This is a genomic window from Pantoea sp. E2023-21 (assembly GCF_051302795.1).
In the GTDB taxonomy this organism is placed as follows: Bacteria; Pseudomonadota; Gammaproteobacteria; order Enterobacterales; family Enterobacteriaceae; genus Pantoea; species Pantoea ludwigii_A.
Map to the genome: position 1 here is coordinate 1225563 of NZ_CP195344.1, position 22506 is coordinate 1248068.

The 22506-nt window shown below is 54.7% G+C and carries 18 protein-coding genes; 10 read left to right on the forward strand and 8 right to left on the reverse strand.

Going from position 1 to position 22506, the window contains the following annotated elements; translation table 11 throughout:
• Positions 1-57: 57 nt before the first annotated feature.
• From rstA to ACRQ84_RS05850, 5 genes are all read left to right on the forward strand, one after another.
• Complete coding sequence (gene rstA / locus ACRQ84_RS05830) at positions 58-783, forward strand: two-component system response regulator RstA (RefSeq protein ID WP_064738758.1); 726 nt, start codon at positions 58-60, stop codon at positions 781-783.
• Positions 780-2081, forward strand: coding sequence for a two-component system sensor histidine kinase RstB (gene rstB, locus ACRQ84_RS05835; protein ID WP_483817450.1), 1302 nt, complete (start codon positions 780-782; stop codon positions 2079-2081). Before rstA ends, rstB begins: the two co-directional genes overlap by 4 nt.
• A gap of 21 nt (positions 2082-2102) precedes the next feature.
• Entirely contained in the window at positions 2103-3590 is a 1488-nt protein-coding gene (locus ACRQ84_RS05840) for a carboxypeptidase M32 (protein WP_483817451.1), read from the forward strand.
• Positions 3591-3760: 170 nt separating this feature from the next.
• Complete coding sequence (asr, locus tag ACRQ84_RS05845) at positions 3761-4228, forward strand: acid resistance repetitive basic protein Asr (protein ID WP_483817452.1); 468 nt, start codon at positions 3761-3763, stop codon at positions 4226-4228.
• A 279-nt stretch (positions 4229-4507) separates the two neighbouring features.
• Positions 4508-5314 (forward strand): trypsin-like serine peptidase, encoded by an 807-nt coding sequence (locus ACRQ84_RS05850; protein WP_064738762.1) that lies wholly within the window; start codon positions 4508-4510, stop codon positions 5312-5314.
• A 279-nt stretch (positions 5315-5593) separates the two neighbouring features.
• Here the strand turns inward: ACRQ84_RS05850 and hrpA are convergent, their stop codons facing one another.
• Positions 5594-9490, reverse strand: a complete 3897-nt coding sequence (gene hrpA / locus ACRQ84_RS05855; RefSeq protein WP_483817453.1) for an ATP-dependent RNA helicase HrpA — start codon at positions 9488-9490, stop codon at positions 5594-5596.
• A 231-nt stretch (positions 9491-9721) separates the two neighbouring features.
• Between hrpA and azoR the strand changes: the two genes are divergently transcribed.
• Positions 9722-10321, forward strand: coding sequence for an FMN-dependent NADH-azoreductase (gene azoR, locus ACRQ84_RS05860; RefSeq protein ID WP_483817454.1), 600 nt, complete (start codon positions 9722-9724; stop codon positions 10319-10321).
• Positions 10322-10407: 86 nt separating this feature from the next.
• Here azoR and ACRQ84_RS05865 read toward each other — a convergent pair whose 3' ends face one another.
• From ACRQ84_RS05865 to ACRQ84_RS05875, 3 genes are read right to left on the reverse strand one after another with little or no spacing between them, the layout of a single operon-like run.
• Positions 10408-10728, reverse strand: a complete 321-nt coding sequence (locus ACRQ84_RS05865) for a YdbL family probable chaperone protein (RefSeq protein WP_483817893.1) — start codon at positions 10726-10728, stop codon at positions 10408-10410.
• Positions 10729-10739: 11 nt separating this feature from the next.
• Positions 10740-10928: a YnbE family lipoprotein gene (locus ACRQ84_RS05870; protein ID WP_008106429.1), complete on the reverse strand. Its 189-nt coding sequence runs from the start codon at positions 10926-10928 to the stop codon at positions 10740-10742.
• Positions 10925-13543: a YdbH family protein gene (locus ACRQ84_RS05875; protein WP_483817455.1), complete on the reverse strand. Its 2619-nt coding sequence runs from the start codon at positions 13541-13543 to the stop codon at positions 10925-10927. Before ACRQ84_RS05875 ends, ACRQ84_RS05870 begins: the two co-directional genes overlap by 4 nt.
• A gap of 171 nt (positions 13544-13714) precedes the next feature.
• On the opposite strand from ACRQ84_RS05875, the gene ACRQ84_RS05880 reads away from it, so the two are divergent.
• A complete protein-coding gene (locus ACRQ84_RS05880; RefSeq protein WP_064738767.1) occupies positions 13715-14707 on the forward strand; it encodes a 2-hydroxyacid dehydrogenase in 993 nt (330 codons plus the stop codon).
• A gap of 16 nt (positions 14708-14723) precedes the next feature.
• Here ACRQ84_RS05880 and ACRQ84_RS05885 read toward each other — a convergent pair whose 3' ends face one another.
• A complete protein-coding gene (locus tag ACRQ84_RS05885; RefSeq protein ID WP_061718809.1) occupies positions 14724-14996 on the reverse strand; it encodes a putative hemolysin in 273 nt (90 codons plus the stop codon).
• Between the two features lie 189 nt (positions 14997-15185).
• Between ACRQ84_RS05885 and ACRQ84_RS05890 the strand changes: the two genes are divergently transcribed.
• Positions 15186-15842: an MgtC/SapB family protein gene (locus tag ACRQ84_RS05890; protein WP_008106437.1), complete on the forward strand. Its 657-nt coding sequence runs from the start codon at positions 15186-15188 to the stop codon at positions 15840-15842.
• 137 nt (positions 15843-15979) lie between these two features.
• Positions 15980-19507: a pyruvate:ferredoxin (flavodoxin) oxidoreductase gene (gene nifJ / locus ACRQ84_RS05895; protein ID WP_483817456.1), complete on the forward strand. Its 3528-nt coding sequence runs from the start codon at positions 15980-15982 to the stop codon at positions 19505-19507.
• 40 nt (positions 19508-19547) lie between these two features.
• Here the strand turns inward: nifJ and ACRQ84_RS05900 are convergent, their stop codons facing one another.
• Positions 19548-19748 carry a DUF2767 family protein gene (locus ACRQ84_RS05900; RefSeq protein WP_064738771.1) on the reverse strand — a complete coding sequence of 67 codons (201 nt, stop codon included), beginning with the start codon at positions 19746-19748 and terminating at the stop codon, positions 19548-19550.
• Between the two features lie 282 nt (positions 19749-20030).
• Between ACRQ84_RS05900 and ttcA the strand changes: the two genes are divergently transcribed.
• Positions 20031-20966 carry a tRNA 2-thiocytidine(32) synthetase TtcA gene (ttcA, locus tag ACRQ84_RS05905; RefSeq protein WP_483817457.1) on the forward strand — a complete coding sequence of 312 codons (936 nt, stop codon included), beginning with the start codon at positions 20031-20033 and terminating at the stop codon, positions 20964-20966.
• 51 nt (positions 20967-21017) lie between these two features.
• On the opposite strand, the gene ACRQ84_RS05910 is transcribed toward ttcA, so the two are convergent.
• Together ACRQ84_RS05910 and zntB are read right to left on the reverse strand one after the other, a co-directional pair.
• Positions 21018-21164, reverse strand: coding sequence for a hypothetical protein (locus ACRQ84_RS05910; protein WP_483817458.1), 147 nt, complete (start codon positions 21162-21164; stop codon positions 21018-21020).
• Between the two features lie 255 nt (positions 21165-21419).
• The gene (gene zntB / locus ACRQ84_RS05915) at positions 21420-22403 is read right to left on the reverse strand and encodes a zinc transporter ZntB (RefSeq protein ID WP_483817459.1); all 984 of its coding nucleotides are present in this window, start codon (positions 22401-22403) and stop codon (positions 21420-21422) included.
• Positions 22404-22506: the final 103 nt, after the last annotated feature.

The window sequence follows — 22506 nt, forward strand, 5'->3', positions numbered from 1 at the left end:
AGAGCTCAGGACCAGGAAAAGCTATGCTGCTGAGATTCTCACCCGTCACAGTGAATTATGAACAAAATCGTCTATGTGGAAGATGAGCCAGAAGTGGGTGAACTGATCGCCGCTTACCTTGGCCGCCACGATATTGAAGTTATTGTTGAAACGCGCGGTGACCGCGCCGAAGCCACCATCGCCCTTCACGACCCCGATTTAGTGATGCTGGATATCATGTTACCCGGCAAAGATGGCATGACATTGTGCCGCGATCTGCGTGCCAGCTGGCAAGGTCCGATAGTGCTGCTCACCTCGCTCGACAGCGACATGAACCACATTCTGTCGCTGGAAATGGGCGCTAACGATTACATCCTCAAAACCACGCCACCCGCTGTATTGCTGGCGCGCCTGCGTTTGCATCTGCGCCAGGCGCATGTCGGCCAACCAGACGTCGCGCCCGCCATGCAAAGCTCCCAGCGCGTGCTGCGTTTTGGCTCATTGACCATTGACTCGCTCAATCGTCAGGTGACGCTGTTTGAGGAGAATATTGTGCTGTCGACTGCTGATTTTGATCTGCTGTGGGAACTGGCCAATCATGCCGGACAAATCCTCAACCGTGATGCACTGCTTAAAACCCTGCGCGGCGTAACGTACGATGGCATGGATCGCAGTATCGACGTGGCGATTTCACGTCTGCGCAAAAAGCTTTACGACAGCGCCACCGAGCCCTTCCGCATTAAAACCATTCGTAACAAAGGTTATCTGTTCGCGCCGCAAGCCTGGGATACCCGCTCCGCATGAGAAAGCTCTTTATTCAGTTCTATTTGCTGCTGTTCGTCTGTTTTTTGGTGATGACGCTGCTGGTTGGGCTGGTGTACAAATTCACCGCCGAACGCGCCGGACGCCAGTCGATGAACGATTTGATGGCCAGCTCGCTGTTCCTGATGCGTAGCGAACTGCGCGAGATCCCACCGCGCGATTGGAGCAAAACCATTCGCAGCCTCGATCTCGATTTGTCGTTCGATCTGAATATTGAACCGATGAGCAAATATCAGCTGGGTGACGCGGACATGAAGCGCCTGCGCGCCGGTGAAATTGTCGCGATTGACGATCAATACACCTTCTTGCAGCACATCCCGCGCAGCCATTATGTGCTTTCCGTTGGCCCGATCCCCTACCTTTTTTACCTGCACCAGATGCGCATTCTGGATATCGCGCTGCTGGCGTTTATCGGCATGTCGCTGGCGCTGCCGGTGTTTATCTGGCTGCGTCCGCACTGGCAAGAGATGCAGCGATTAGAAAAAGCCGCGCAGCGCTTTGGCCGTGGCGAACTGGACGTGCGCACCCATTTTGAAAGCACCTCCAGTCTGCACAGTCTCGGTGTGGCCTTTAATCAGATGGCCGATAACATCAATACGCTGGTTGCCAGCAAGAAACAGCTGATTGACGGCATCGCCCACGAGTTGCGCACGCCGCTGGTGCGCCTGCGTTACCGGCTGGAGATGAGTGATAACCTCACCGAAGCCGAATCCGCTGCACTGAACCGCGATGTCGGCCAGCTGGAAAGTTTGATTGAAGAACTGCTGACCTATGCGCGACTCGACCGGCCACGCGTTGATCTCCATCTGCAATCCTTCGATCTGGCGCAATGGTTGCGTGTGCATATTGAAGATGTGCAAACCATGAACCCGCAGACACAGATTACACTCGATATTCCGCAGTTGGAGAACGTTGGCAGCGCTGATACACGTTTGATGGAACGCGTGCTGGATAATCTGGTGAATAACGCGCTGCGTTATGCGCAACAGCGGTTGCGCGTCAGCTTATGGTTTGATGGCGCGCTGGGCTGTTTGCAGGTGGAAGACGACGGCCCGGGCATTCCGCAGGAAGAGCGCGCCCGCGTGTTTGAACCTTTTGTTCGCCTCGATCCCAGCCGCGATCGTGCCACCGGCGGGTGTGGTTTAGGTCTGGCGATCGTGCACTCTATTGCGCTGGCCATGCAGGGAAGTGTCTCCATTGAGAGCAGCCCGTTAGGCGGCGCCAGCGTTCGCTTTTGCTGGCCGGTTGATCTACCCTTGCGGGACATTGCGCCACGCTAACCGTCATAAGGAGCTTTTTACGTGACTTCAGCTTATCAAGAACTTAGCCGCACTTTTCAGCGTCTCTCCCGCTTTGGCCATTTAGGCGCCATTGCCGGTGTCGATATGCAAACTACCATGCCGCCGGGCGGCAGCCAGGCACGCGGTGAAGCAATGGCCGAACTGAGCGTATTCATGCACGAAGTGCTGACCGATAAACGCCTTGGCGGATTATTTGATGCGGCACAGCAGGAATCGCTGAATGATGTCGAGCAGGTTAACCTAAGCGAAATGCAGCGCGCATGGCAGCAAGCGACGCTGCTGCCTGCTTCATTGGTGGAAGCAAAATCGCTGGCGGGTTCGCGCTGTGAACACGCGTGGCGTCAGCAGCGTCCGGCTAACGACTGGCAAGGTTTTTCCGCCAATCTGAAAGACGTGGTAAAGCTGAGTCGTGAAGAGGCGCAGCTGCGTGCCGATGCGCTGGGCGTTTCCCGCTACGATGCACTGCTGGATGTGTTTGAGCCTGGCATGACCAGCGCGCAGCTGGATCAAACCTTTGGCGAGTTGAAAACCTGGTTGCCCGATCTATTGCAACAAGCCGTGGCGAAGCAGCAGCAAACGCCTATCGCTCAGCCAGTGGGTCCGTTCGCCATCGAATCACAAAAACAATTGGGTCTGAGCGTGATGAAAACGCTGGGCTTCGATTTCAATCACGGTCGTTTAGATGTCAGTGCGCATCCGTTCTGCGGCGGCGTGCCGGAAGATGTGCGCATTACCACGCGTTACAACGAGAACGACTTCCTCAGCGCCATGATGGGCGTGATCCATGAAACCGGTCATGCGCGCTACGAACAAAATCTGCCGCAACAGTGGCGCGGACAGCCGGTCGCGCAAGCGCGTTCTACCGCGATTCATGAGTCGCAAAGCCTGTTTATGGAGATGCAATTGGGACGCAGTAATGCTTTCCTGCAGCATATTCATCCGCAGGTGGTGGCGCTGATGGGCGATCAGCCTGCGCTGGCGTTAAACAACTTTATCCGTCAGACGCAGCGCGTGAAGCCGGGCTTTATTCGCGTCGATGCAGATGAGTTGAGCTATCCGGCGCACGTGATTTTACGTTACGAGATCGAGCGCGCGCTGATTGAGGGCGAGATTGAAGTGGATGATATCCCGGCGCTGTGGGACGAGAAGATGCAGCAATCTTTGGGCATTGATACACGCGGTAACTATCGCGACGGATGCATGCAGGATATTCACTGGACCGACGGTGCGTTTGGCTATTTCCCGACTTATACCCTGGGCGCGATGTACGCAGCGCAGCTGTTCCAGGCGGTGAAACGTGCGATTCCGCAGGTCGAGACGCTGATCCAGCAAGGTGAGCTCCAGCCGGTGTTTGATTGGTTACAGCAGAACATCTGGCAGCACGGCAGCCGTTTCCCAACGCAGCAGCTGCTGATCAATGCCACTGGCGAAGCGCTGAATCCGCACTATTTCCGTCAGCACCTTGAACAACGTTATCTGTCTGAGTAAACTGCGCGGCGGCCCATGCGGCCGCCCTTTTCACTTCCTTTCCGCCGCTTTGTACAATCCGTTACACGCCGATACCAATGCCTCACGGAAAGCCTCGATTGTTTTTCATATAGTGTTTTCACCGGCCCCGCAGTGGGCTACACATGAAAAAATAGTTCGAGGATTTTGCAATGAAAAAATTATTTGCACTGGTGATCGCCGCTGCTATGGGTATGTCTTCTGTTGCTTTCGCTGCTGAAACTACAGCTGCTCCTGCCACTGCAGCAACTACTGCTGCTCCAGCGAAACACAAAGCAGTACATCATAAGAAACCTGCTGCTCAAAAAGCGCAGGCGGCTAAAAAGCACAAGAAAGTAGAGAAGAAAGCGCCAGCTGCACAGAAAGCCCAGGCCGCTAAAAAGCACCACAAAAAAGCAACCAAGCCAGCTGCACAGAAAGCCCAGGCTGCTAAAAAACACCACAAAGCAACCAAGCCAGCTGCACAGAAAGCCCAGGCTGCTAAAAAGCACCACAAAGCAACCAAGCCAGCTGCGCAGAAAGCCCAGGCTGCTAAAAAGCATCACAAAGTAACCAAGCCAGCTGCACAGAAAGCGCAGGCTGCTAAAAAGCATCACAAAGTGAAAAAAGCGGCTAAATAAGACACTCCTTTAGCGCCAACACCGTATTGATGATTGAAAACACCCGGTTATGCCGGGTGTTTATTTACTGGAGTAGCGAAAAATGGTGCGTCGCTATCGCTTCGAAATTATTCTGATTGTGATGATCCTCTGTGGCATAGTTGCTGCCAGCTTTTTTATCTAGTCGTTGTAGCGCGCTGATTACTCCAATATTTCTCCCTTTTTCACCGCTCACCGACTATAGTTATCGCTCAAGCGTGATGACAATAACCTCTACTTATTCTCGCCATTGAGAGAACTATGCGCCTGGCTATCCTGTTACTTGTTGGTCTTTTCAGTTTTAACCACACAGCACATGCCGATGATGAAGACGGGCCAAGCCCGGAAGACATCAAAACGTTGTTCTTTGGCAAAGATCACCGTCAGGCGATCAGCGACGTAAGCGCCGCGCCCTGGGATGCTATTGGTCAGTTAGAGACCGAAAGCGGTAATCTCTGCACTGCCACGCTGATTTCTGCCCATCTGGCGTTGACCGCCGGACACTGTTTACTGGCTCCACCCGGCAAGTTTGATAAACCGGTGGCGCTGCGTTTTATGGCCAGCGCGAAAGGCTGGCGCTACGAGATTCATGATATTGATGCGCGCGTTGAACCCTCTTTAGCGCGCAGGTTGCAGGCGGACGGCGAAGGCTGGATTGTGCCACCGGGTGCCGCACCGTACGATTATGGGCTGGTTATTTTGCATAATCCGCCGTCCGGTATTGTGCCGATTCCGCTGTTTGAGGGTTCGCGTGGCGATTTGACCGCAGCGTTAAAAACCACAGAGCGCAAAGTGACACAGGCGGGGTATCCTGCCGATCATCTGGATACGCTCTATTCGCACAGCGATTGTGTGGTTACCGGCTGGGCACAGCGTGCGGTGTTATCGCACCAGTGCGACACGCTGCCGGGCGACAGCGGTTCACCGCTGCTGTTGAAGAACGGCGATGAGTGGCAGTTAATTGCGGTGCAAAGCTCAGCACCGGCACCGGCCGATCGTTACCGCGCCGATAACCGCGCGATTGCGGTGCCGTCGTTTAAAGATAAGCTGGAAGAGTTGGCGCAATAAGATGCAGTCTTCAAACGTGCGTTTCAGTCGAAAAAGGCGGGCGTTGCGTAAAGACGGCGTGAATACATCCCTGTAGCCTTGACCGCCGGTTACTCGCCTCGTCCCTGAGGATCGCCCACTTTGTGGGCCAACGCTATGCGTTGTTCAAAAACTCTCCCGGCGTTTTTGTCCCTGCGGCGGACGCTTTACTCCACTGCCCACCTTTTTCTCCTTAATGTGATATTGATGCCCGCTTTCGTAGGGTCGCCATTCATGGCGACCCGCTAACAGGCGAATCGCCTAACTCAACTGCTCCATCGCCTGCAAAATACGTTTATCCGAAATCGGATAAGGCGTACCCAACTGCTGTGCGAAATAGCTAATCCTTAGCTCCTCCAGCATCCAGCGAATCGCCTGTACGTCAGCATCATCCTGACGCTGCGGCGGCAATTTGTTGCGCCACGCTTGCCATGCCTGCTCTACCGCCTGCACCTTCAGCATGCGCGCACGGTCGCTGTGAGGATCCACTGGCAGTTTCTCGAGGCGGCGCTCAATCCCTTGCAGGTAGCGCAGCGTATCACCGAGACGCGACCAACCGTTGCCTGTCACGAAACCGCGATACACTAAGCCATTCATTTGCGCTTTGATATCGCCTAACGCCAGCGCCAGCGACATATCCACGCGTCCCTTCAGGAACTTATTGATGTTGAACACACAGGTCAGAATCTGTTCGACCTGTTTGGCAATGGTGACCACGGTTTCATTCAAATCGGCACGCACTTTATCGCGCAGCTGTTCGAAGTTCTCCTGCTGCCACGCCGGACCGCCCGCCTCCGCCATCAGCTTATCCACACCGCAGGCGATGCAGTCATCTATCAGTTCCAATACTTTGCCATACGGATTGAAGTACAAACCAAGCTTGGCTTTGTTGGGTAACTTCTCGTGCAAATACTTGGTCGGCGATGGGATGTTGAGCAGCAGCAAGCGACGCTGGCCGCGCCACATCATCTTCTGCTGTTCCACTTCGTTATCAAACAGGCGGATCGCTACGCTATCTTTCTCATCGACCAACGCAGGCCAGGCTTTAACCTGATAGCTGCCACGTTTTTGCTCATAGCTTTGTGGTAAATCGCCAAAACTCCAGATGTGCAACCCGCTCTGCTCTAAACCATCGTCGGCCACTTTCGACAGCGTTTCCTGCACCTTGCCCTTCAGCAACAGTTTGAGCTGATGCAGGTTTTTCCCTTCCTGCAGCTTACGATTGTGCTCGTCTACCACGCGGAAGGTCATTTTGAGGTGATCGGGCACCTGATCCCACTGCCAGGCTTCACGGTCAATGGTGACGCCGGTCATGCGGCGGAATTCGCGTTCCAGCGCATCCAGCAACGGCAATTCCAGTGCGGTGACGCGGCCAAGAAACGCTTCAGCGTAGTTAGGCGCAGGCACCAGATTGCGGCGCACCGGCTTTGGTAGCGATTTGATCAGCGCGATGACCAGTTCGCGACGCACGCCAGGAATCTGCCACTCAAATCCGGTCTCTTCGATTTGGTTGAGCAGCGGCAGTGGAATGTGAACCGTTACACCGTCAGCATCCGCGCCCGGTTCAAACTGATAACTCAGTTTGAGTTTCAGGTTGCCCTGCTGCCAGAAGTTGGGGTAATCGAGCTGGCTGACTTTATCCGCGCCATCTTTGATCAGCATCTGCTTATCGAAGCTCAGCAGATCCGGATTCTCTTTGCTGGCCTGTTTCCACCACGTATCGAAATGGCGCGCCGATACGACATCGCTGCCGATGCGGCGATCGTAGAATGCGAACAGCGTTTCGTCATCAACCAGAATGTCGCGACGCCGCGATTTATGTTCCAGATCCTCGATTTCGTTGCGCAGTTTCAGGTTATTGCGGAAAAAAGCGTGACGCGTCTGCCAATCGCCTTCCACCAGCGCATGACGGATAAACAGTTCGCGGCTCAGTCGGGGATCGATGCGGCTGTAGTTAACCTTACGTGCCTGCACAATGGCCAGGCCGTAAAGCGTCACTTTTTCCGTTGCCATCACCGCGCCCTGCGCTTTTTCCCAATGCGGTTCACTGTAGCTGCGTTTAATCAGGTGCTGCGCGAGCGGTTCAATCCACTCTGGATCAATACGCGCGGCGACGCGGCCCCACAAGCGGCTGGTTTCCACCAGCTCCGCCACCATGGTCCACTTCGGCGGTTTTTTAAACAGACCAGAACCCGGGAAGATGGAGAAGCGCGCGTTGCGAGCACCGGTAAACTCCTGCTTCTCATTGTCTTTCTGACCAATATGCGACAGCAAGCCAGTCAGCAATGCACAATGCACTTCACGATACGGCGCAGGTTCGCTGTTAACGGGCATACCTTGTTCCCGCACCACCTGACGCAGCTGAGTATAGATATCCTGCCATTCACGCACGCGCAGATAGTTGAGGAATTCGGTTTTACACAGGCGGCGGAAGTGATTGCTGGAGAGCGCTTTTTGCTGCTCCTGCAGGTAATTCCACAGGTTCACGAAGGCAAGAAAATCAGACTCTTTATCCGCAAAACGGCGATGTTTCTCATCAGAAGCCTGCTGTTTGTCGGATGGACGCTCGCGCGGATCCTGTATCGACAGTGCAGCGGTAATGATCATCGCTTCACGCACGCAGCCAAATTTTTGCGCTTCCAACACCATGCGCGCCATACGCGGATCGACGGGTAGCTGGGCGAGCTGGCGGCCCGAAGGCGTCAGCTTGTAAGTTTCGTCTTCGCTGAGCGTAATAGCACCGAGCTCTTCCAGCAGGCGCACGCCATCCTGAATGTTGCGCTTGTCCGGCGCTTCCACGAACGGGAAGGCGGCAATATCGCCCAGTCCCAGCGCCGTCATCTGCAGAATGACCGATGCGAGGTTGGTGCGCAAAATTTCGGGATCGGTAAATTCCGGGCGGCTCAGGAAGTCATCTTCGGCATAGAGGCGAATACAGATACCTTCCGATACACGTCCGCAGCGCCCTTTTCGCTGATTGGCTGAGGCCTGCGAAATCGGCTCAATAGGCAGACGCTGCACTTTGGTACGGAAGCTGTAGCGGCTGATACGCGCGGTGCCGGGATCAATCACGTATTTAATGCCAGGCACGGTCAGCGAGGTTTCCGCTACGTTGGTCGCCAGCACGATGCGGCGTCCGCTGTGCGATTGGAACACGCGGTTTTGCTCTGCATTCGACAGGCGCGCATACAGCGGCAAAATTTCGGTGTGTGGGATATCACGCTTCATCAGTGCATCAGCGGTATCGCGAATTTCACGCTCGCCGCTCATGAAAATCAGAATATCGCCGCGACTCTCATGCCCCAACTCATCAACCGCATCAAAAATCGCCTGCAGCTGGTCGCGATCGCTGTCATCAACGTCTTCCACCATCGGGCGATAACGCACTTCCACTGGATAAGTGCGACCAGAAACTTCAATCACTGGCGCGTTATGGAAATGGCGGGAGAAGCGTTGCGGATCGATGGTCGCTGAAGTGATGATGACTTTTAAATCAGGACGACGCGGCAACAGTTCGCGCAGATAGCCAAGCAGGAAATCGATGTTCAGGCTGCGTTCATGCGCTTCATCGATAATGATGGTGTCGTACTGCAGCAACAGGCGATCCTGCTGGATTTCTGCCAGCAGAATACCGTCGGTCATCAGTTTGACCTGGGTGGTTTCACTTACCTGATCGTTAAAGCGTACCTTGTAGCCGATGGTACCGCCTAACGAGGTTTCCAGCTCATCCGCAATGCGGTTCGCCACCGTGCGCGCCGCCAGACGACGCGGTTGAGTATGACCAATCAGCCCTTTTACCCCGCGTCCCAGCGCCAGGCAAATTTTCGGTAGCTGTGTGGTTTTACCCGATCCGGTTTCACCCGCCACGATCACCACCTGATGCTGACTGATGGCATCGGCAATGTCCTGCTGCTTCTGACTCACCGGCAGGTTTTCCGGGAAAGTAATGCGCGGTGTCGCCGCCGTACGCTGAGCAATGCGCTGCTCCGCCGCGACAAATTCCGGCTCCAGTTCAGCCACAATGCCCTGCTGCGCCGCAGGATTTTTCACCTTCGCTGCGCCCAGTAATCGACGTCGCAGACGTTGACTGTCGCGCAGCATCAGATTATCGAGCCGCGGCCAAAGGGAGGCTAAAGGTGAAGAGACGGATGATGACATAGCGATGCGTTACCTGTTGTTGCAGCGGCCGGATGATTTTCCGGCGGATTCAAGCAATTAATGGTCGGCATCATAGCACAAATTGGAACACCTGCCTGAACGGCACGTGCGAGGTTATTCAATTATTTCGAACATAGATCTCGAAATATTGCGCTTTTACCTCGCGGGCTAACTCCGTACAGTGTAAAGCATTGAGCGGTAAGCCAACCGCGTAACGCACAGGAAAATATCATGAGCAACGTTTTAGTTCTTAAATCAAGCATCCTCGCTGGTTACTCTCAGTCAAATCAACTGGCTGACTTCTACGCTGACCAGGCACGCGCTAAAGGTGATTCGGTTACCGTGCGTGATTTAGCCGCTCAGCCAGTTCCAGTGCTGGATGGTGAGCTGGTTGGCGCACTGCGTCCGTCTGACGCGCCGCTGTCGCCACGTCAGCAGGAAGCGCTGTCCCTGTCCGACGAACTGATTGCTGAACTGCAAGCCCATGACACCGTGGTTATCGCCGCACCCATGTACAATTTCAACATTCCAACGCAGTTGAAAAACTACTTTGACTTGATTGCCCGTGCTGGCGTGACCTTCCGTTACACCGAAGCAGGCCCAGAAGGTCTGGTGACCGGCAAGCGCGCGGTGATCCTCTCCAGCCGTGGCGGCATCCATAAAGATACGGCCAGCGATCTGCTGACGCCATACGTGAAACTGTTCCTGGGCTTCATTGGTATTACTGACGTGAACTTCGTGTTCGCGGAAGGCATCGCTTATGGCCCAGAAGTGGCGACCAAAGCGGCTAACGATGCGAAAGATGCCATCAAACAAATTGTTGCTGCGTAATCATTTTTGAACGTGATGAATGCCCACCCATAATGGGCATGACGCCATCTTTTGCCGGGCCTGAGCGCCCGGCTTTTTTATGCACATTATTTTTTCAGCCACAGCCCATTAATGCCGCGAACATACTCGCCGCTGCCCGCGCGATTCACCAGCTTCTCGCCGGCAATGCGTGCCACTTCGCTGGCAGTAAGGTTGTTTTGCTGCGCCACACGCTGATACTGCTGCAGGCGCCCTTCGTTGATGCGCTTCACCAGCGCCAGTGTTTCATCATCCTGCTGCCGCGCCGCCACATAGCCGCTAAGCGTTTCGCCAACGCGCCCCTGTTGACGCGCATCATCCAGCGTGAGTGCCCAAGCCGAGGGCATGAGCAGCAGCGCCACAATCAGCGCGATCCACTTGCGTTTCATCATGCTTATCCTCAAAACAGACCGCTCTGGTTCTTCAGCAGCGCTTCCACATCTTTATCCACCTTGATGTGAATCTCATGTTCAATCTTGACGTTCATATTGATAGTGATCGGCTCTTTCGGTGCGGCAACTTCAATGCGTGGCACGCAGCCGATCAGTGGCAGCCAGGCTGCCAGCACCAGTAATGCCCTGAGGCTCATGGTTGGGGATCCTTGTTCGTGGGTAAGGTGGCATTTTGCTCCACCCAGGATTGCAAATTATCGCCAAAGCGCAGGCTGCGCCACAGCTGGAACAGATTTTCCTGATGCCGGTAGTTCAGGTTGACGGTCTGTCGGCGATTACTGAACTGGCTGACGCCTTTCACTTCCGATTGCATGACCAGATTACCGACGTTATCCAGATCGAGCGTGGCCCATGAACGCGAAATTTCCATATAGCGCAGCCAATCCAGCGCTGCGCCGGCGGCAAAGTTATTGCTGACAATTGCGTCCGCCATGTCTTTATCGAGACGGAACGTCAGCGGGCCACTGTTGGCGATCCAGCCCTTTTCAATCAGCCAGCGCGGATTATTCACCCACAACGGCAACTCACCATTCACCTTACCGGACATGGCAAACTGCTTGGGTTTAATCGCGGTTACCAGCTTGCTGAGATTGATCTCCTTCAGTGAGACGCGCGCCGCTTCGTGCTGCGGCATGCGTAACTCGGGCATGCTGACGTGTCCACCCAGCAGATCAAGATTCACGTTGCTCAGTGTTAACGGCTGCCGTTCCTGCCACGGATAATGCCCCTGCAAATCGGCAGTGATGTTTTGCAATGAGAATTGATTTTTCACTTCGGCGATGCGCAGGGATACAGGACCGCGCCGGCCCAACTGCCATTGATGATCTTTCAGGCGGAACGGCAGCGAGAAATCGATGCCATTGATTTCACTGTCCGGCATCCACAGACTGCCGTTTTTCACCGTCCAGTGACCGCCAGCTTCAAAGCCCTGCTCGCTGGCCGCTGAGAATGCTACCTGCGCGCGCAGTTCGCCCGACTGAATGCGCATCTTCAAATCGCTGCTCAGCAGCGGCTGGAACACCGTCAACGACTGCACTGGCCACCAGGCTTCGCCGCGCAGCCGTTCGCCATCCCAGCGGCCGTGCACGCGCACCGGGCCAATGTCCTGCGCCGTCAGCTGACCGCGCCAGATAAACTGGCTGGGATCGCTGCCTTTGGCTTCAACGTTGAGCTCTGACGGTGGCAGCCAGCCACCGTAGCTGAACTGCGTTTGACCGGATTTTAACGTGAAGCCGCCGTTAAAAGCGGGATGCTGAGCATCGCGCTGCCAGCGCACCGGCGCATTTAACGTCAGGCGCGGCTTAGCGACTTGCACATTGCCATAAGCCAGCTGATCGAAACCGGTATTCAGGGTATCAAGGCTTAACAAGGTATCCTGCCAGCTTCCGGTGCCCTTCACATCCCATTTGGCGGTTAACGGCGCGATCATGCCGTCACCCCAATAGCGCCAGTTCCACACGCCGCTGTCCGGCCAGAAGTCCGTGGCGCGTCCATCAAGATGCAGTGTGAAACGGCCAAAACTCGGATCGTGTGCTTTAAGTATCGCCTGCAGGCGCCCCTGAATCCCACGCGAGGCCACCGTCACGCCCGCCAAAGGCCAACGTGCCTCATCCACTTCCAGCGTCGAGAGTAAACGACCACGCAAACGCAGTAACGCGCCCGGCTTCATGCTCAATTGCGGATCGGTCAGCATGCCGTGCAGCAAGCCGGGCATGCTGCCAAACAGCTGCAGATCGGCAAATTTACTCTCGCCGGTCAACTGGAACGGCAAGGCGCTATCGGTCAAACTCAGTTTGCCGGGACCCACGCTCAACACCAGGTTGCCCTTGCCACCGCGCCCCTGGGTCAGCAGATTGAATCGCCCGCTGACCAGCGTGTTTTCCAGCCCTTGCTGCCAGTTTTCCAGCGTTAATGCCATGCCCCCCGACAGCGGCTGACCGGCCTGCGGCCAGCGCCACTGGCCTTGCGTGATGCGAATTTGCCGATCGTCAACCTGCCACGGCAGTTGCAGCAGCGGCTGATCGTCCTCCTGCTGTTTAACCGTCAGCGTACCTTGCTGTTGCTGCCAGTTGAGCGCCAGCGCCAACGGCTGCGGCCACTGCGCAACATTGAGGTCGGCGCTGAGTTCACCCGCAACGGGCAAGCCATCGGCAAAGGTTGGCAACGTCACATCGCCGTGCAGATTGAGCGGTTTGGGCAGTAAAGGATGACTGAGTTGCAATTGGGCAATGTGCAGCATCTGGCCCTGTAAACGGGCATCGACGTTGAGATTGTCGCCCTGATAATGCAGCCGCTGCGCATCGTTATCTAAAGTGAGGTCTAAACGGCCGGCATATTGCTGCCACGGCAGGATGATGATTTTTTTAAGCTGCACATCGGCGCCGGGCAACATTTTCTGCCAGTCAGCCAGGCTGCGCGGTGTGCCGCTTGCTTCGGTTTGTGGCAATGATTGCAGGCAGTCGCTGTTGAGTTGAACTTCACCTGCGCTGAGCTGCCAGCGCTTTTGCTGCCAGCCCAGCGCCGCATCGCTGACATTCGCCAGTTCGCAATCGCCCGCCAGATAGCGCACCGCCGGGAAATGCAGCGCGCCCTGATGCCAGCGTGGCGTCCCCTTGAGCTCCACGCGAGTATTTTCCGGCAGCCAGATACCGGCCAGGCGCGGTAACCACTGCGTGAGCGTCAGCAGCAATCCTAATAGCAGCAGTATCAGCGCCAGCAGCGCAGCAAGTGTTCGGCGAAGGCCACGCGTCATGGCAATTAACGTTCCTGTTCTTTACACAATCCTGACGAGGAGCCAAATGATGGCATGTTATGCCTGGCAAATGAAGGCGTTAGCTTCTTAGTCTGGCTGAAGAACAGCAAAATGACGCGGAAAACGTTATCCTATTGAGATACCGACGTTGCATTTTTCAGGAGCGAAACAATGAAAGTTGCGGTTTATAGCACCAAGCATTACGACCAGAAATACCTCGAACACGTCAATGAGAGCTTTGGATTTGAGCTGCAGTTTTTTGACTTCCTGCTCACGCCCGCCACGGCAAAGAACGCGGCGGGCTGCGATGCGGTGTGCATTTTCGTCAATGATGATGCCAGCAAAGAGGTGCTGGAAGAGTTGGCGGCGTTAGGCGTTAAACACATCGCGTTGCGTTGCGCCGGCTTTAATAATGTCGATCTTGCCAGGGCGAAAGAGCTGGGTTTAAACGTGGTACGCGTGCCGGCTTATTCCCCGGAAGCGGTGGCCGAGCATGCGGTTGGTCTGATGATGACGCTTAATCGCCGCATTCACCGTGCCTATCAACGCACGCGGGATGCCAACTTTTCACTGGATGGCTTAACCGGCTTTAACATGCACAACAAAACGGCGGGCGTGGTCGGCACCGGTAAAATCGGTATCGCGGCGATGCGCATTCTGAAAGGGTTTGGCATGCGCCTGCTGGCATTCGATCCATATCCAAGCCAGGCGGCACTGGAGCTGGGCGCAGAATATGTTGATCTTAAAACGCTGTTCGCCGAATCTGATGTGATTACGCTGCACTGTCCGCTCACGCCGGAAAACCACCATCTGCTCAACGCGCAAGCGTTTAGCCAAATGAAAGACGGCGTGATGATCATTAACACCAGCCGCGGCGGTTTAATTGACTCGCAGGCGGCCATTGATGCGCTTAAACAGCAAAAGATTGGTTCATTGGGCATGGATGTCTATGAAAACGAGCGCGATCTGTTCTTTGAAGACAAATCGAATGACGTGATTCAGGACGATGTGTTCCGTCGTCTGTCCGCCTGTCACAACGTGCTGTTCACCGGCCATCAGGCTTTCCTGACCGCCGAAGCGCTCACTGCGATTGCAGAAACCACGCTAAGCAACTTACAGCAGCTTGAACGCGGTGAAAATAGCCCGAATCAGGTGACCGCTTAACCCTTCTGCGCCTGCCTTAGCGGGCGCAGCTTCCACCCATCAGCGCCTGTTCGTCACAACGACGACCATTGGCCAACTGACACATGCCAATGCGCGAACCGTCCAACTGACGCGAGAACGCCAACGATCCCCCAGCATTACTGCAATTCACTTCAGCCATTGATGACATCACCACGCGCGGTTGTACGTGGGCGGCGGTAGCTTGTTGCGGCGGTTCGTTATCACTGTTGCTGCTGCAGGCAGAAAGTAACAATGTGGCGCCAGCCAGCAGGAAGAGAGCGGCTTTCATCGATGGGGCTCCGGGGATTGAGCGAAAAAGTCGCACCAGCATATGTCAGGTGCCGTGAGGGATCGATAGGCGACACAGCTTTTTACAAAATTTAATTTCATTGTTTGCAAGCAGAATTATCCTGTTTGAAATATTTCCGCCCTTTTCGCCCGGCGGAACAGTTGTTTTTCAACCACTAAGGAGAGAACGATGTTGACGGATATGCTCATCAGAATCGCACTGGCCGGCATTCTCGGCGGACTGATTGGCCTCGAACGGCAGTTACGCGCTAAAGAAGCCGGTTTACGTACGCATATTTTGGTCGGGATCGGCAGCGCGATGTTTATGCTGGTATCGAAATATGGCTTTGCCGACATGTTAGTCAGCGATCATGTGGCGCTCGATCCCAGCCGTATCGCGGCGCAGGTGGTGAGTGGCATGGGCTTCCTCGGTGCAGGCACCATCATTATTCAGAAGCAAGTGGTGAAAGGTTTGACCACCGCTGCGGGCTTGTGGGTCACTGCGGCTATAGGTCTGGTGATCGGTAGCGGCATGTATGAAATTGGCATTTACGGCACCGTGCTGGCGCTGGTGGTGCTGGAAACCTTTCGTCGCATCAGTCACTGGCTGATTGGGCGGCACCATACGCTACTGGTTCACCTTAAACCGAAAAGCGTACCGCTGGTGCTGCTGGTGTTGCAGCGTGAAAATGTGCGCTACGGTCATATCGCGGTGGTGAATCGTGATGAAGAGATTGGTCTGTGTGAGTTAAGCGTTGAAGTGACATTGTCACGACGCACGCCCATGCACAATATTTATGATAAAGTGATGGAAATCAAGGGCGTTCAGTCACTTGAGATGATGTAATAATCACCAATGTTAGTTACCTGTGCGCTAAAGACCCGCAAGCACACGAACGAAAAAGTCGCATCATAACGCTTTGCTAAACTGAAATGATAACCCCCGTAAATTTTACGGGCTCTCAGCGTAGCAAAGGACGATTTATGATTACCGTCGACGGTAACGGTGCAGTGGCTTCTGTCGCCTTCCGCACCAGCGAAGTGATTGCCATTTATCCCATCACGCCCAGTTCTACCATGGCCGAACTGGCGGATAGCTGGTCAGGCGAAGGCCGCCGCAACATTTGGGGCGATGTGCCGCGTGTGATCGAAATGCAATCTGAAGGTGGTGCCATTGCTACGGTGCACGGTGCGTTGCAAACCGGGGCACTTTCGACCACGTTCACCTCTTCGCAGGGATTGTTATTAATGATCCCTACGCTGTACAAACTGGCTGGTCAGCTTACGCCTTTTGTTCTGCACGTTGCGGCACGTACCGTGGCGACGCACGCGCTATCGATTTTTGGCGATCACTCCGATGTTATGGCGGTGAGACAAACCGGCTGCGCGCAACTTTGCGCCTCCAGCGTGCAGGAGGCGCAGGATTTTGCGTTGATTGCGCAAATCGCCTCTCTCAACAGCCGCATCCCTTTTATCCACTTCTTTGATGGTTTTCGCACCTCACACGAGATCAATAAGATCGTGCCGATTAGCGATGAAACCTTGCAGGCATTGATGCCCGCCGAGGCGATCAACGCGCATCGCGCCCGGGCGTTAACGCCAGATCGTCCGACGATTCGCGGCACATCCGCTAATCCCGATACTTATTTCCAGTCACGCGAAGCCACCAACCGCTGGTACGACAATTGCACCCAACATGTTGAAGCAGCGATGACCGCGTTTGGCGAACATACCGGACGCCATTATCAGCCGTTTGAGTTTTATGGTCATCCACAGGCCGAACGCGTGATAGTGATGATGGGCTCGGGATGCGGTACTGCGGAAGAAGCGATTGATGAGATGCTGCAGCGCGGTGAAAAAGTCGGTCTGGTGAAAGTACGCTTATATCGTCCCTTTTCGGCAGCGCATTTGTTGCAAATGATCCCCGCTTCCGCACAGCGTATCGCAGTACTCGATCGCACCAAAGAGCCCGGCGCGCTCGGCGAACCGCTGTTCCTTGATGTGATGACCGCACTGGCTGAAGCCTACAGTCGCGGCGAGCGTACAACGCTGCCGAAGGTGATGGGCGGTCGCTACGGTTTGTCGTCGAAAGAGTTCGCGCCCGATGCGGTATTAGCGGTATTTCGCGCATTGCTACGCGATCAACCCCCGGCGCGTTTCACCGTCGGCATCTACGACGATGTCACCCATCTTTCGCTGCCACTGGAAGCGAATATCGTGCCTAATCGCGCGCGGCTCGAGGCACTGTTTTATGGTTTAGGCAGCGATGGCAGCGTCAGCGCCAGCAAAAACAACCTGAAGATTATTGGCAACGCTACGCCGTGGCAGGTGCAGGGTTATTTCGTCTACGACTCGAAGAAAGCCGGTGGCCTGACTGTATCCCATCTGCGCGTTAGTGAATATCCGATCCATTCTGCCTATTTAATTCAGCAAGCCGATTTTATTGGCTGCCATCAGCTGCAGTTCATCGATAAGTATTCCCTACTCGATCAGCTTAAACCGGGCGGGATTTTTCTGCTCAATACGCCATACAGCGCTGAGATCGTGTGGTCACGCCTCCCGCAGGAAGTGCAGAGCCAGCTCAACGATAAACAGGCGCGATTTTATGTGATCAACGCTGCGCGTATCGCCCGAGAATGTCAGCTGGGCGCACGCATCAACACGGTGATGCAAATGGCTTTTTTCCAGCTGACACAAATTCTGCCGGGTGACAGTGCGCTAACTGAACTGCAAAACGCCATTGCACGCAGTTACAGCAGCAAAGGCGAAGAACTGGTGCAGCGGAACTGGCAAGCGCTGGCGATGGCGCAACAAGCATTGCAAAAGGTACCGCTTCAGGCGATAGACGATCACAGTCCGCATCGCCCGCCGTTAGTTTCCGACTGTGCGCCAGATTTCGTTAAAACCGTCACTGCTGCCATGCTGGCTGGTTTGGGCGACAAACTGCCGGTGTCGGCGCTGCCCCCAGATGGCACCTGGCCGGTTGGCACCACGCAGTGGGAAAAGCGCAATATTGCCGAGGCTGTGCCTATTTGGCAGCCCGATCTCTGCACGCAGTGCAATCATTGTGTCGCCGCCTGTCCGCATTCGGCAATTCGCGCCAAAGTAGTTGCTCCTGAAGCGCTGGAGGATGCGCCATCTACGCTCGCCTCACTGGATGTGAAATCGCGCGATATGCGCGGCCAGAAATACGTGTTGCAGGTGGCGCCGGAAGATTGCACCGGCTGTAACCTGTGTGTGGAAGTGTGCCCGGCCAGCGATCGCCAGCATCCGGAAATAAAAGCTATCAACATGAAATCGCGACTGGAGCATGTTGAGACTGAAAAGGTCAATTACACTGCCTTTCTCGCGCTGCCGGAGATCAATGTCGAACAGTTGGAACGTATTGATATCCGCACCTCGCAGCTGATTACGCCACTGTTTGAATATTCTGGAGCCTGCTCGGGCTGCGGGGAAACGCCGTATATCAAATTGCTGACGCAACTGTATGGCGATCGTCTGCTGATTGCGAATGCCACCGGATGCTCCTCCATTTACGGCGGCAATTTGCCTTCCACACCCTACACCACCAATGCCGACGGACGCGGTCCGGCATGGGCAAATTCGCTGTTTGAAGATAATGCCGAATTTGGTTTGGGATTTCGCTTAAGTGTTGATCAACAGAAACAGCGCGCGCTCAGACTGCTGGATCAATGCGCGGCGCAGTTACCGGCGGCGTTAGTTGATGAATTGAAAAGTGACGGCGTCACCTTTTCTCGGCGACGTGAGCAAATTGAACAGCTGCGCGCCCTGCTCTCAGCGTTATCACAGCCCGAAGCCAAAGTATTAACCGAGGCGGCCGATGCATTAGTGGAGAAGTCGGTCTGGCTGATTGGTGGCGATGGCTGGGCTTATGACATTGGCTATGGCGGACTCGATCACGTGATGAGCCTGAGTGAAAACGTCAACGTGCTGGTGCTGGATACACAGTGCTACTCCAATACCGGCGGCCAAGCCTCAAAAGCGACACCGCTCGGGGCGGTAACCAAGTTTGGCGAACAAGGGAAACGCAAGGCGCGTAAAGATCTCGGCATGTCGACCCTGCTGTACGGGCATGTGTATGTGGCGCAGATATCGCTGGGTGCGCAGCTCAATCAAACGGTGAAAGCGATTCAGGAAGCGGAAGCCTGGCCGGGACCGTCGTTGATTATTGCTTACAGTCCCTGTGAAGAGCATGGCTACGATTTGGCGTACAGCCACGAGCAGATGCGCCTGCTGACCACCAGCGGTTTCTGGCCGCTTTATCGCTTTGATCCTCGGCGTGCGGAGCAAGGTAAAGCGGCGCTGGCACTGGATTCACGTCCACCGACCTCAGAACTGGAACAGGCATTACTGAACGAGCAGCGTTTCCGCCAGTTACAAACCCAACGTCCCGAAGAGGCTTCGCAGTTATGGCGTGATGCGACGGAAGCCGCCAGTCAGCGCTATCAGCGGCTGGCGGAGTTAGCGGGAAAAACCGAGAAGAGTGAGTAAATGAACAAGCCCGGCGCAACGGCCGGGCTTGTTTAATGGCTTAACAGGGTTTGAGCTGGACGATGGCCATCTCGACCGCCCGATTCGGTGCTCCAGTGAGTTCGCGGTAGCGCAGCTGCAGATTGCGTAACTCACTGGCTAACACTTCTTTTTCGGGTGCGGCACCACGCTGAGCGAGCTCCAGATAACATTGCCCCACCAGCCGGCACGCCTCTTCAAAAACCATATCGTACGTTTGCATTTGCCACTCCTCACCTTAAGAAAGTAAAAAAAGCACTTCCGCCATCCTGTCAGGGGCGAGTGAGAAAAATATTTGCCCAGATCAATAAATCCCCAGATTGTTCTGGCAAAGTGTGCGCTTTTGTCTCAAGCGCATTGAGTTAGCATCAGAAAAGAGATCACTTCAGGCTAGCATTCGCGCCCGCAATCCGTACCATACGCAGTCATGTTTATAGGGTTTATTGCCGTTGAAGATTGCTTCAGCCGCTAACGGCCCTCGCCTTCACTCTCAAGTGTGAAAATAATGTCAGAAAATCAAGAAGTAACGAAAAAAGAGCAGTACAACCTTAACAAGCTGCAAAAGCGTTTGCGTCGCAATGTGGGCGAAGCTATTGCTGACTTCAACATGATTGAAGAAGGCGATCGCATCATGGTTTGTCTGTCTGGCGGTAAAGACAGCTACACCATGCTGGAAATCCTGCGTAATTTGCAGCAGAGCGCGCCGGTGAACTTCTCATTGGTGGCGGTGAATCTCGACCAGAAACAGCCCGGCTTCCCGGAGCATATTCTGCCGGCCTACCTGGATGAACAAGGCGTTGAATACCACATCGTTAACGAAGACACCTACTCCATCGTTAAAGATAAGATTCCTGAAGGTAAAACCACCTGCTCGCTGTGTTCGCGCCTGCGCCGCGGTATTCTGTACCGTACCGCCACAGAGTTGAGTTGTACCAAAATCGCGTTAGGTCACCATCGCGACGATATCCTGCAGACCATGTTCTTAAACATGTTCTACGGCGGCAAGATGAAAGGCATGCCACCAAAACTGATGAGCGATGACGGTAAACATATCGTGATTCGTCCGCTGGCCTATTGCCGCGAAAAGGACATCATTCGTTTTGCAGAAGCACGTCAGTACCCCATTATCCCATGCAATCTGTGTGGCTCGCAGCCGAATCTGCAACGTCAGGTGGTCGCCGACATGCTGCGCGATTGGGATAAGCGTTACCCTGGCCGCATCGAAACCATGTTCACTGCGATGCAGAATGTGGTGTCGTCGCATATGGCGGATATCAATCTGTTCGATTTCAAAGGCATTAAACACGGTGATGCTGTAGTGGATGGTGGTGATTTGGCGTTTGATCGCGAAAGCATGCCAGTGCAGCCTGCGGGCTGGCAGCCTGAAGAAGAGGACGCGCCAAACCTCAGCGTGCGCCTGGATGTGCTGGAAATTAAATAATCCTATTGGATGTGAAAAAAGGCGCGTCGCTTCGGCAACGCGCCTTTTTTATTAGCGGTGCGGCGGTGGATCCTGGATCGGTGGAAACTCGGGATCGTGTGGAGGTTGTGCGGGTGGTATCGGCTGCGGTTGTGGAATAGGTTCAGGAATCGGTAGTGGATCGGTAGGAATCGGTTCACTGGCAATGATCTCTTGCATGCCTTTCTCCTTGTCGCTGAATGTCCTATAAGCATAGGAAAGGTTATGCGACCAAGCCAAGCGGGCAAAAAAAAGCCGGCGGATAGGCCGGCGTCGTACGAATCAAATGTGCTATGCAGTAATTCAAAAAAGGAAGTAAGACAATATGGAGCGCAACGCCCATCGCTTGACGTTGCATTCACCTGCGGGAAAGAGTTTGCCCCGATTGCCCCGGCGGGATATTGATATCGATCAGGTTTATTCCGCTTTTCTGCCTTACAACCATTTCCGCCGTTTCAGCCATATCGCCACACCCCCCACCATCACCAACAGCAGCACGCAGAAGGCGGTGAAGCCAAGCGCCCAGTTGCCGCCGGGAATGCCACCCAGGTTGACGCCGAATAAGCCAGTAAGAAAGGTAGCAGGCAAGAAAATCATGGCCATCAACGACATGGTATAAGTACGACGGTTCATCGATTCCGCGAGGATTGACGCCACTTCATCTGCCAGAATCGAGGTACGCGCAACGCCGGCATTGAGATCGTCCAATCCGCGTCCGAGGCGGTCAGCCACTTCTTGCATGCGACGACGATCGTCATCGTTCATCCACGCCATTTTCTCGATGGCAAGCCTGGCATACACATCGCGCTGCGGTGCCATGTAACGACGCATGACAATCAGCTGCTTTCGCAGCAGTGCCAAATCGCCACGCGCAGGAACTTCCTGATTCATCAACGCATCTTCCAGTTCGATAATTTTATCGTGCATCTCTTCGATAAATTCGCTGGCGTGATCCGTCAATGCATCGCACACATCCACCAGCCAGCTGCCGCCATCAACCGGACCGTTACCGTTTTGCAGATCATTCAGCACGGCGTCAATGGCATACACTTTGCGGCGACGCGTCGACACAATCAGCTTGTCGTTGATAAACACGCGCATCGCCACCAGCTGATCCGGGCGCGAATCGGCATTATGGTTCACGCTACGCAGCACAATCATAAAGCCGTCGCCAAGACGCGTAACCCGCGGACGCATGCTGTCTCCCGCCAGCGCATCACGCACCGCATCAGGGATCAGCGGCGTACTTTGCAGCCATTCCGCGCTTTGTCGTTGGGTATAGTTAAGATGTAACCAACAGGGACGTTCGCAGTTAATTACGTCTTTATCTTCGATGGGGATCATACCGCCTGCGCCATCAAGCTGACAGGCGATGATGGCATCGGATACTTGCAGTGCTTTTCCTTCAATGACGTTCACGAACTCGCCTCACTATTAAAATCAATACGATACAGTCTAGCGTGGCGCAGACCAGTTGCAATCATCAGGCTGTGAGCAAAGATGACAGGCGACCCGAATGATC

Excerpts from the sequence above, each read along its gene's own strand:
- ACRQ84_RS05885 (WP_061718809.1), bottom strand. The coding sequence starts at position 14,996 with ATGAAAGCCGCTCTCTTCCTGCTGGCTGGCGCCACATTGTTACTTTCT.
- ACRQ84_RS05870 (WP_008106429.1), bottom strand. The coding sequence starts at position 10,928 with ATGAGCCTCAGGGCATTACTGGTGCTGGCAGCCTGGCTGCCACTGATC.
- ACRQ84_RS05910 (WP_483817458.1), bottom strand. The coding sequence starts at position 21,164 with ATGCAAGAGATCATTGCCAGTGAACCGATTCCTACCGATCCACTACCG.
- ACRQ84_RS05900 (WP_064738771.1), bottom strand. The coding sequence starts at position 19,748 with ATGCAAACGTACGATATGGTTTTTGAAGAGGCGTGCCGGCTGGTGGGG.
- ACRQ84_RS05880 (WP_064738767.1), top strand. The coding sequence starts at position 13,715 with ATGAAAGTTGCGGTTTATAGCACCAAGCATTACGACCAGAAATACCTC.
- ttcA (WP_483817457.1), top strand. The coding sequence starts at position 20,031 with ATGTCAGAAAATCAAGAAGTAACGAAAAAAGAGCAGTACAACCTTAAC.
- rstB (WP_483817450.1), top strand. The coding sequence starts at position 780 with ATGAGAAAGCTCTTTATTCAGTTCTATTTGCTGCTGTTCGTCTGTTTT.
- hrpA (WP_483817453.1), bottom strand. The coding sequence starts at position 9,490 with ATGTCATCATCCGTCTCTTCACCTTTAGCCTCCCTTTGGCCGCGGCTC.
- rstA (WP_064738758.1), top strand. The coding sequence starts at position 58 with ATGAACAAAATCGTCTATGTGGAAGATGAGCCAGAAGTGGGTGAACTG.
- ACRQ84_RS05875 (WP_483817455.1), bottom strand. The coding sequence starts at position 13,543 with ATGACGCGTGGCCTTCGCCGAACACTTGCTGCGCTGCTGGCGCTGATA.
- azoR (WP_483817454.1), top strand. The coding sequence starts at position 9,722 with ATGAGCAACGTTTTAGTTCTTAAATCAAGCATCCTCGCTGGTTACTCT.
- nifJ (WP_483817456.1), top strand. The coding sequence starts at position 15,980 with ATGATTACCGTCGACGGTAACGGTGCAGTGGCTTCTGTCGCCTTCCGC.
- ACRQ84_RS05850 (WP_064738762.1), top strand. The coding sequence starts at position 4,508 with ATGCGCCTGGCTATCCTGTTACTTGTTGGTCTTTTCAGTTTTAACCAC.
- ACRQ84_RS05890 (WP_008106437.1), top strand. The coding sequence starts at position 15,186 with ATGTTGACGGATATGCTCATCAGAATCGCACTGGCCGGCATTCTCGGC.
- ACRQ84_RS05865 (WP_483817893.1), bottom strand. The coding sequence starts at position 10,728 with ATGAAACGCAAGTGGATCGCGCTGATTGTGGCGCTGCTGCTCATGCCC.
- asr (WP_483817452.1), top strand. The coding sequence starts at position 3,761 with ATGAAAAAATTATTTGCACTGGTGATCGCCGCTGCTATGGGTATGTCT.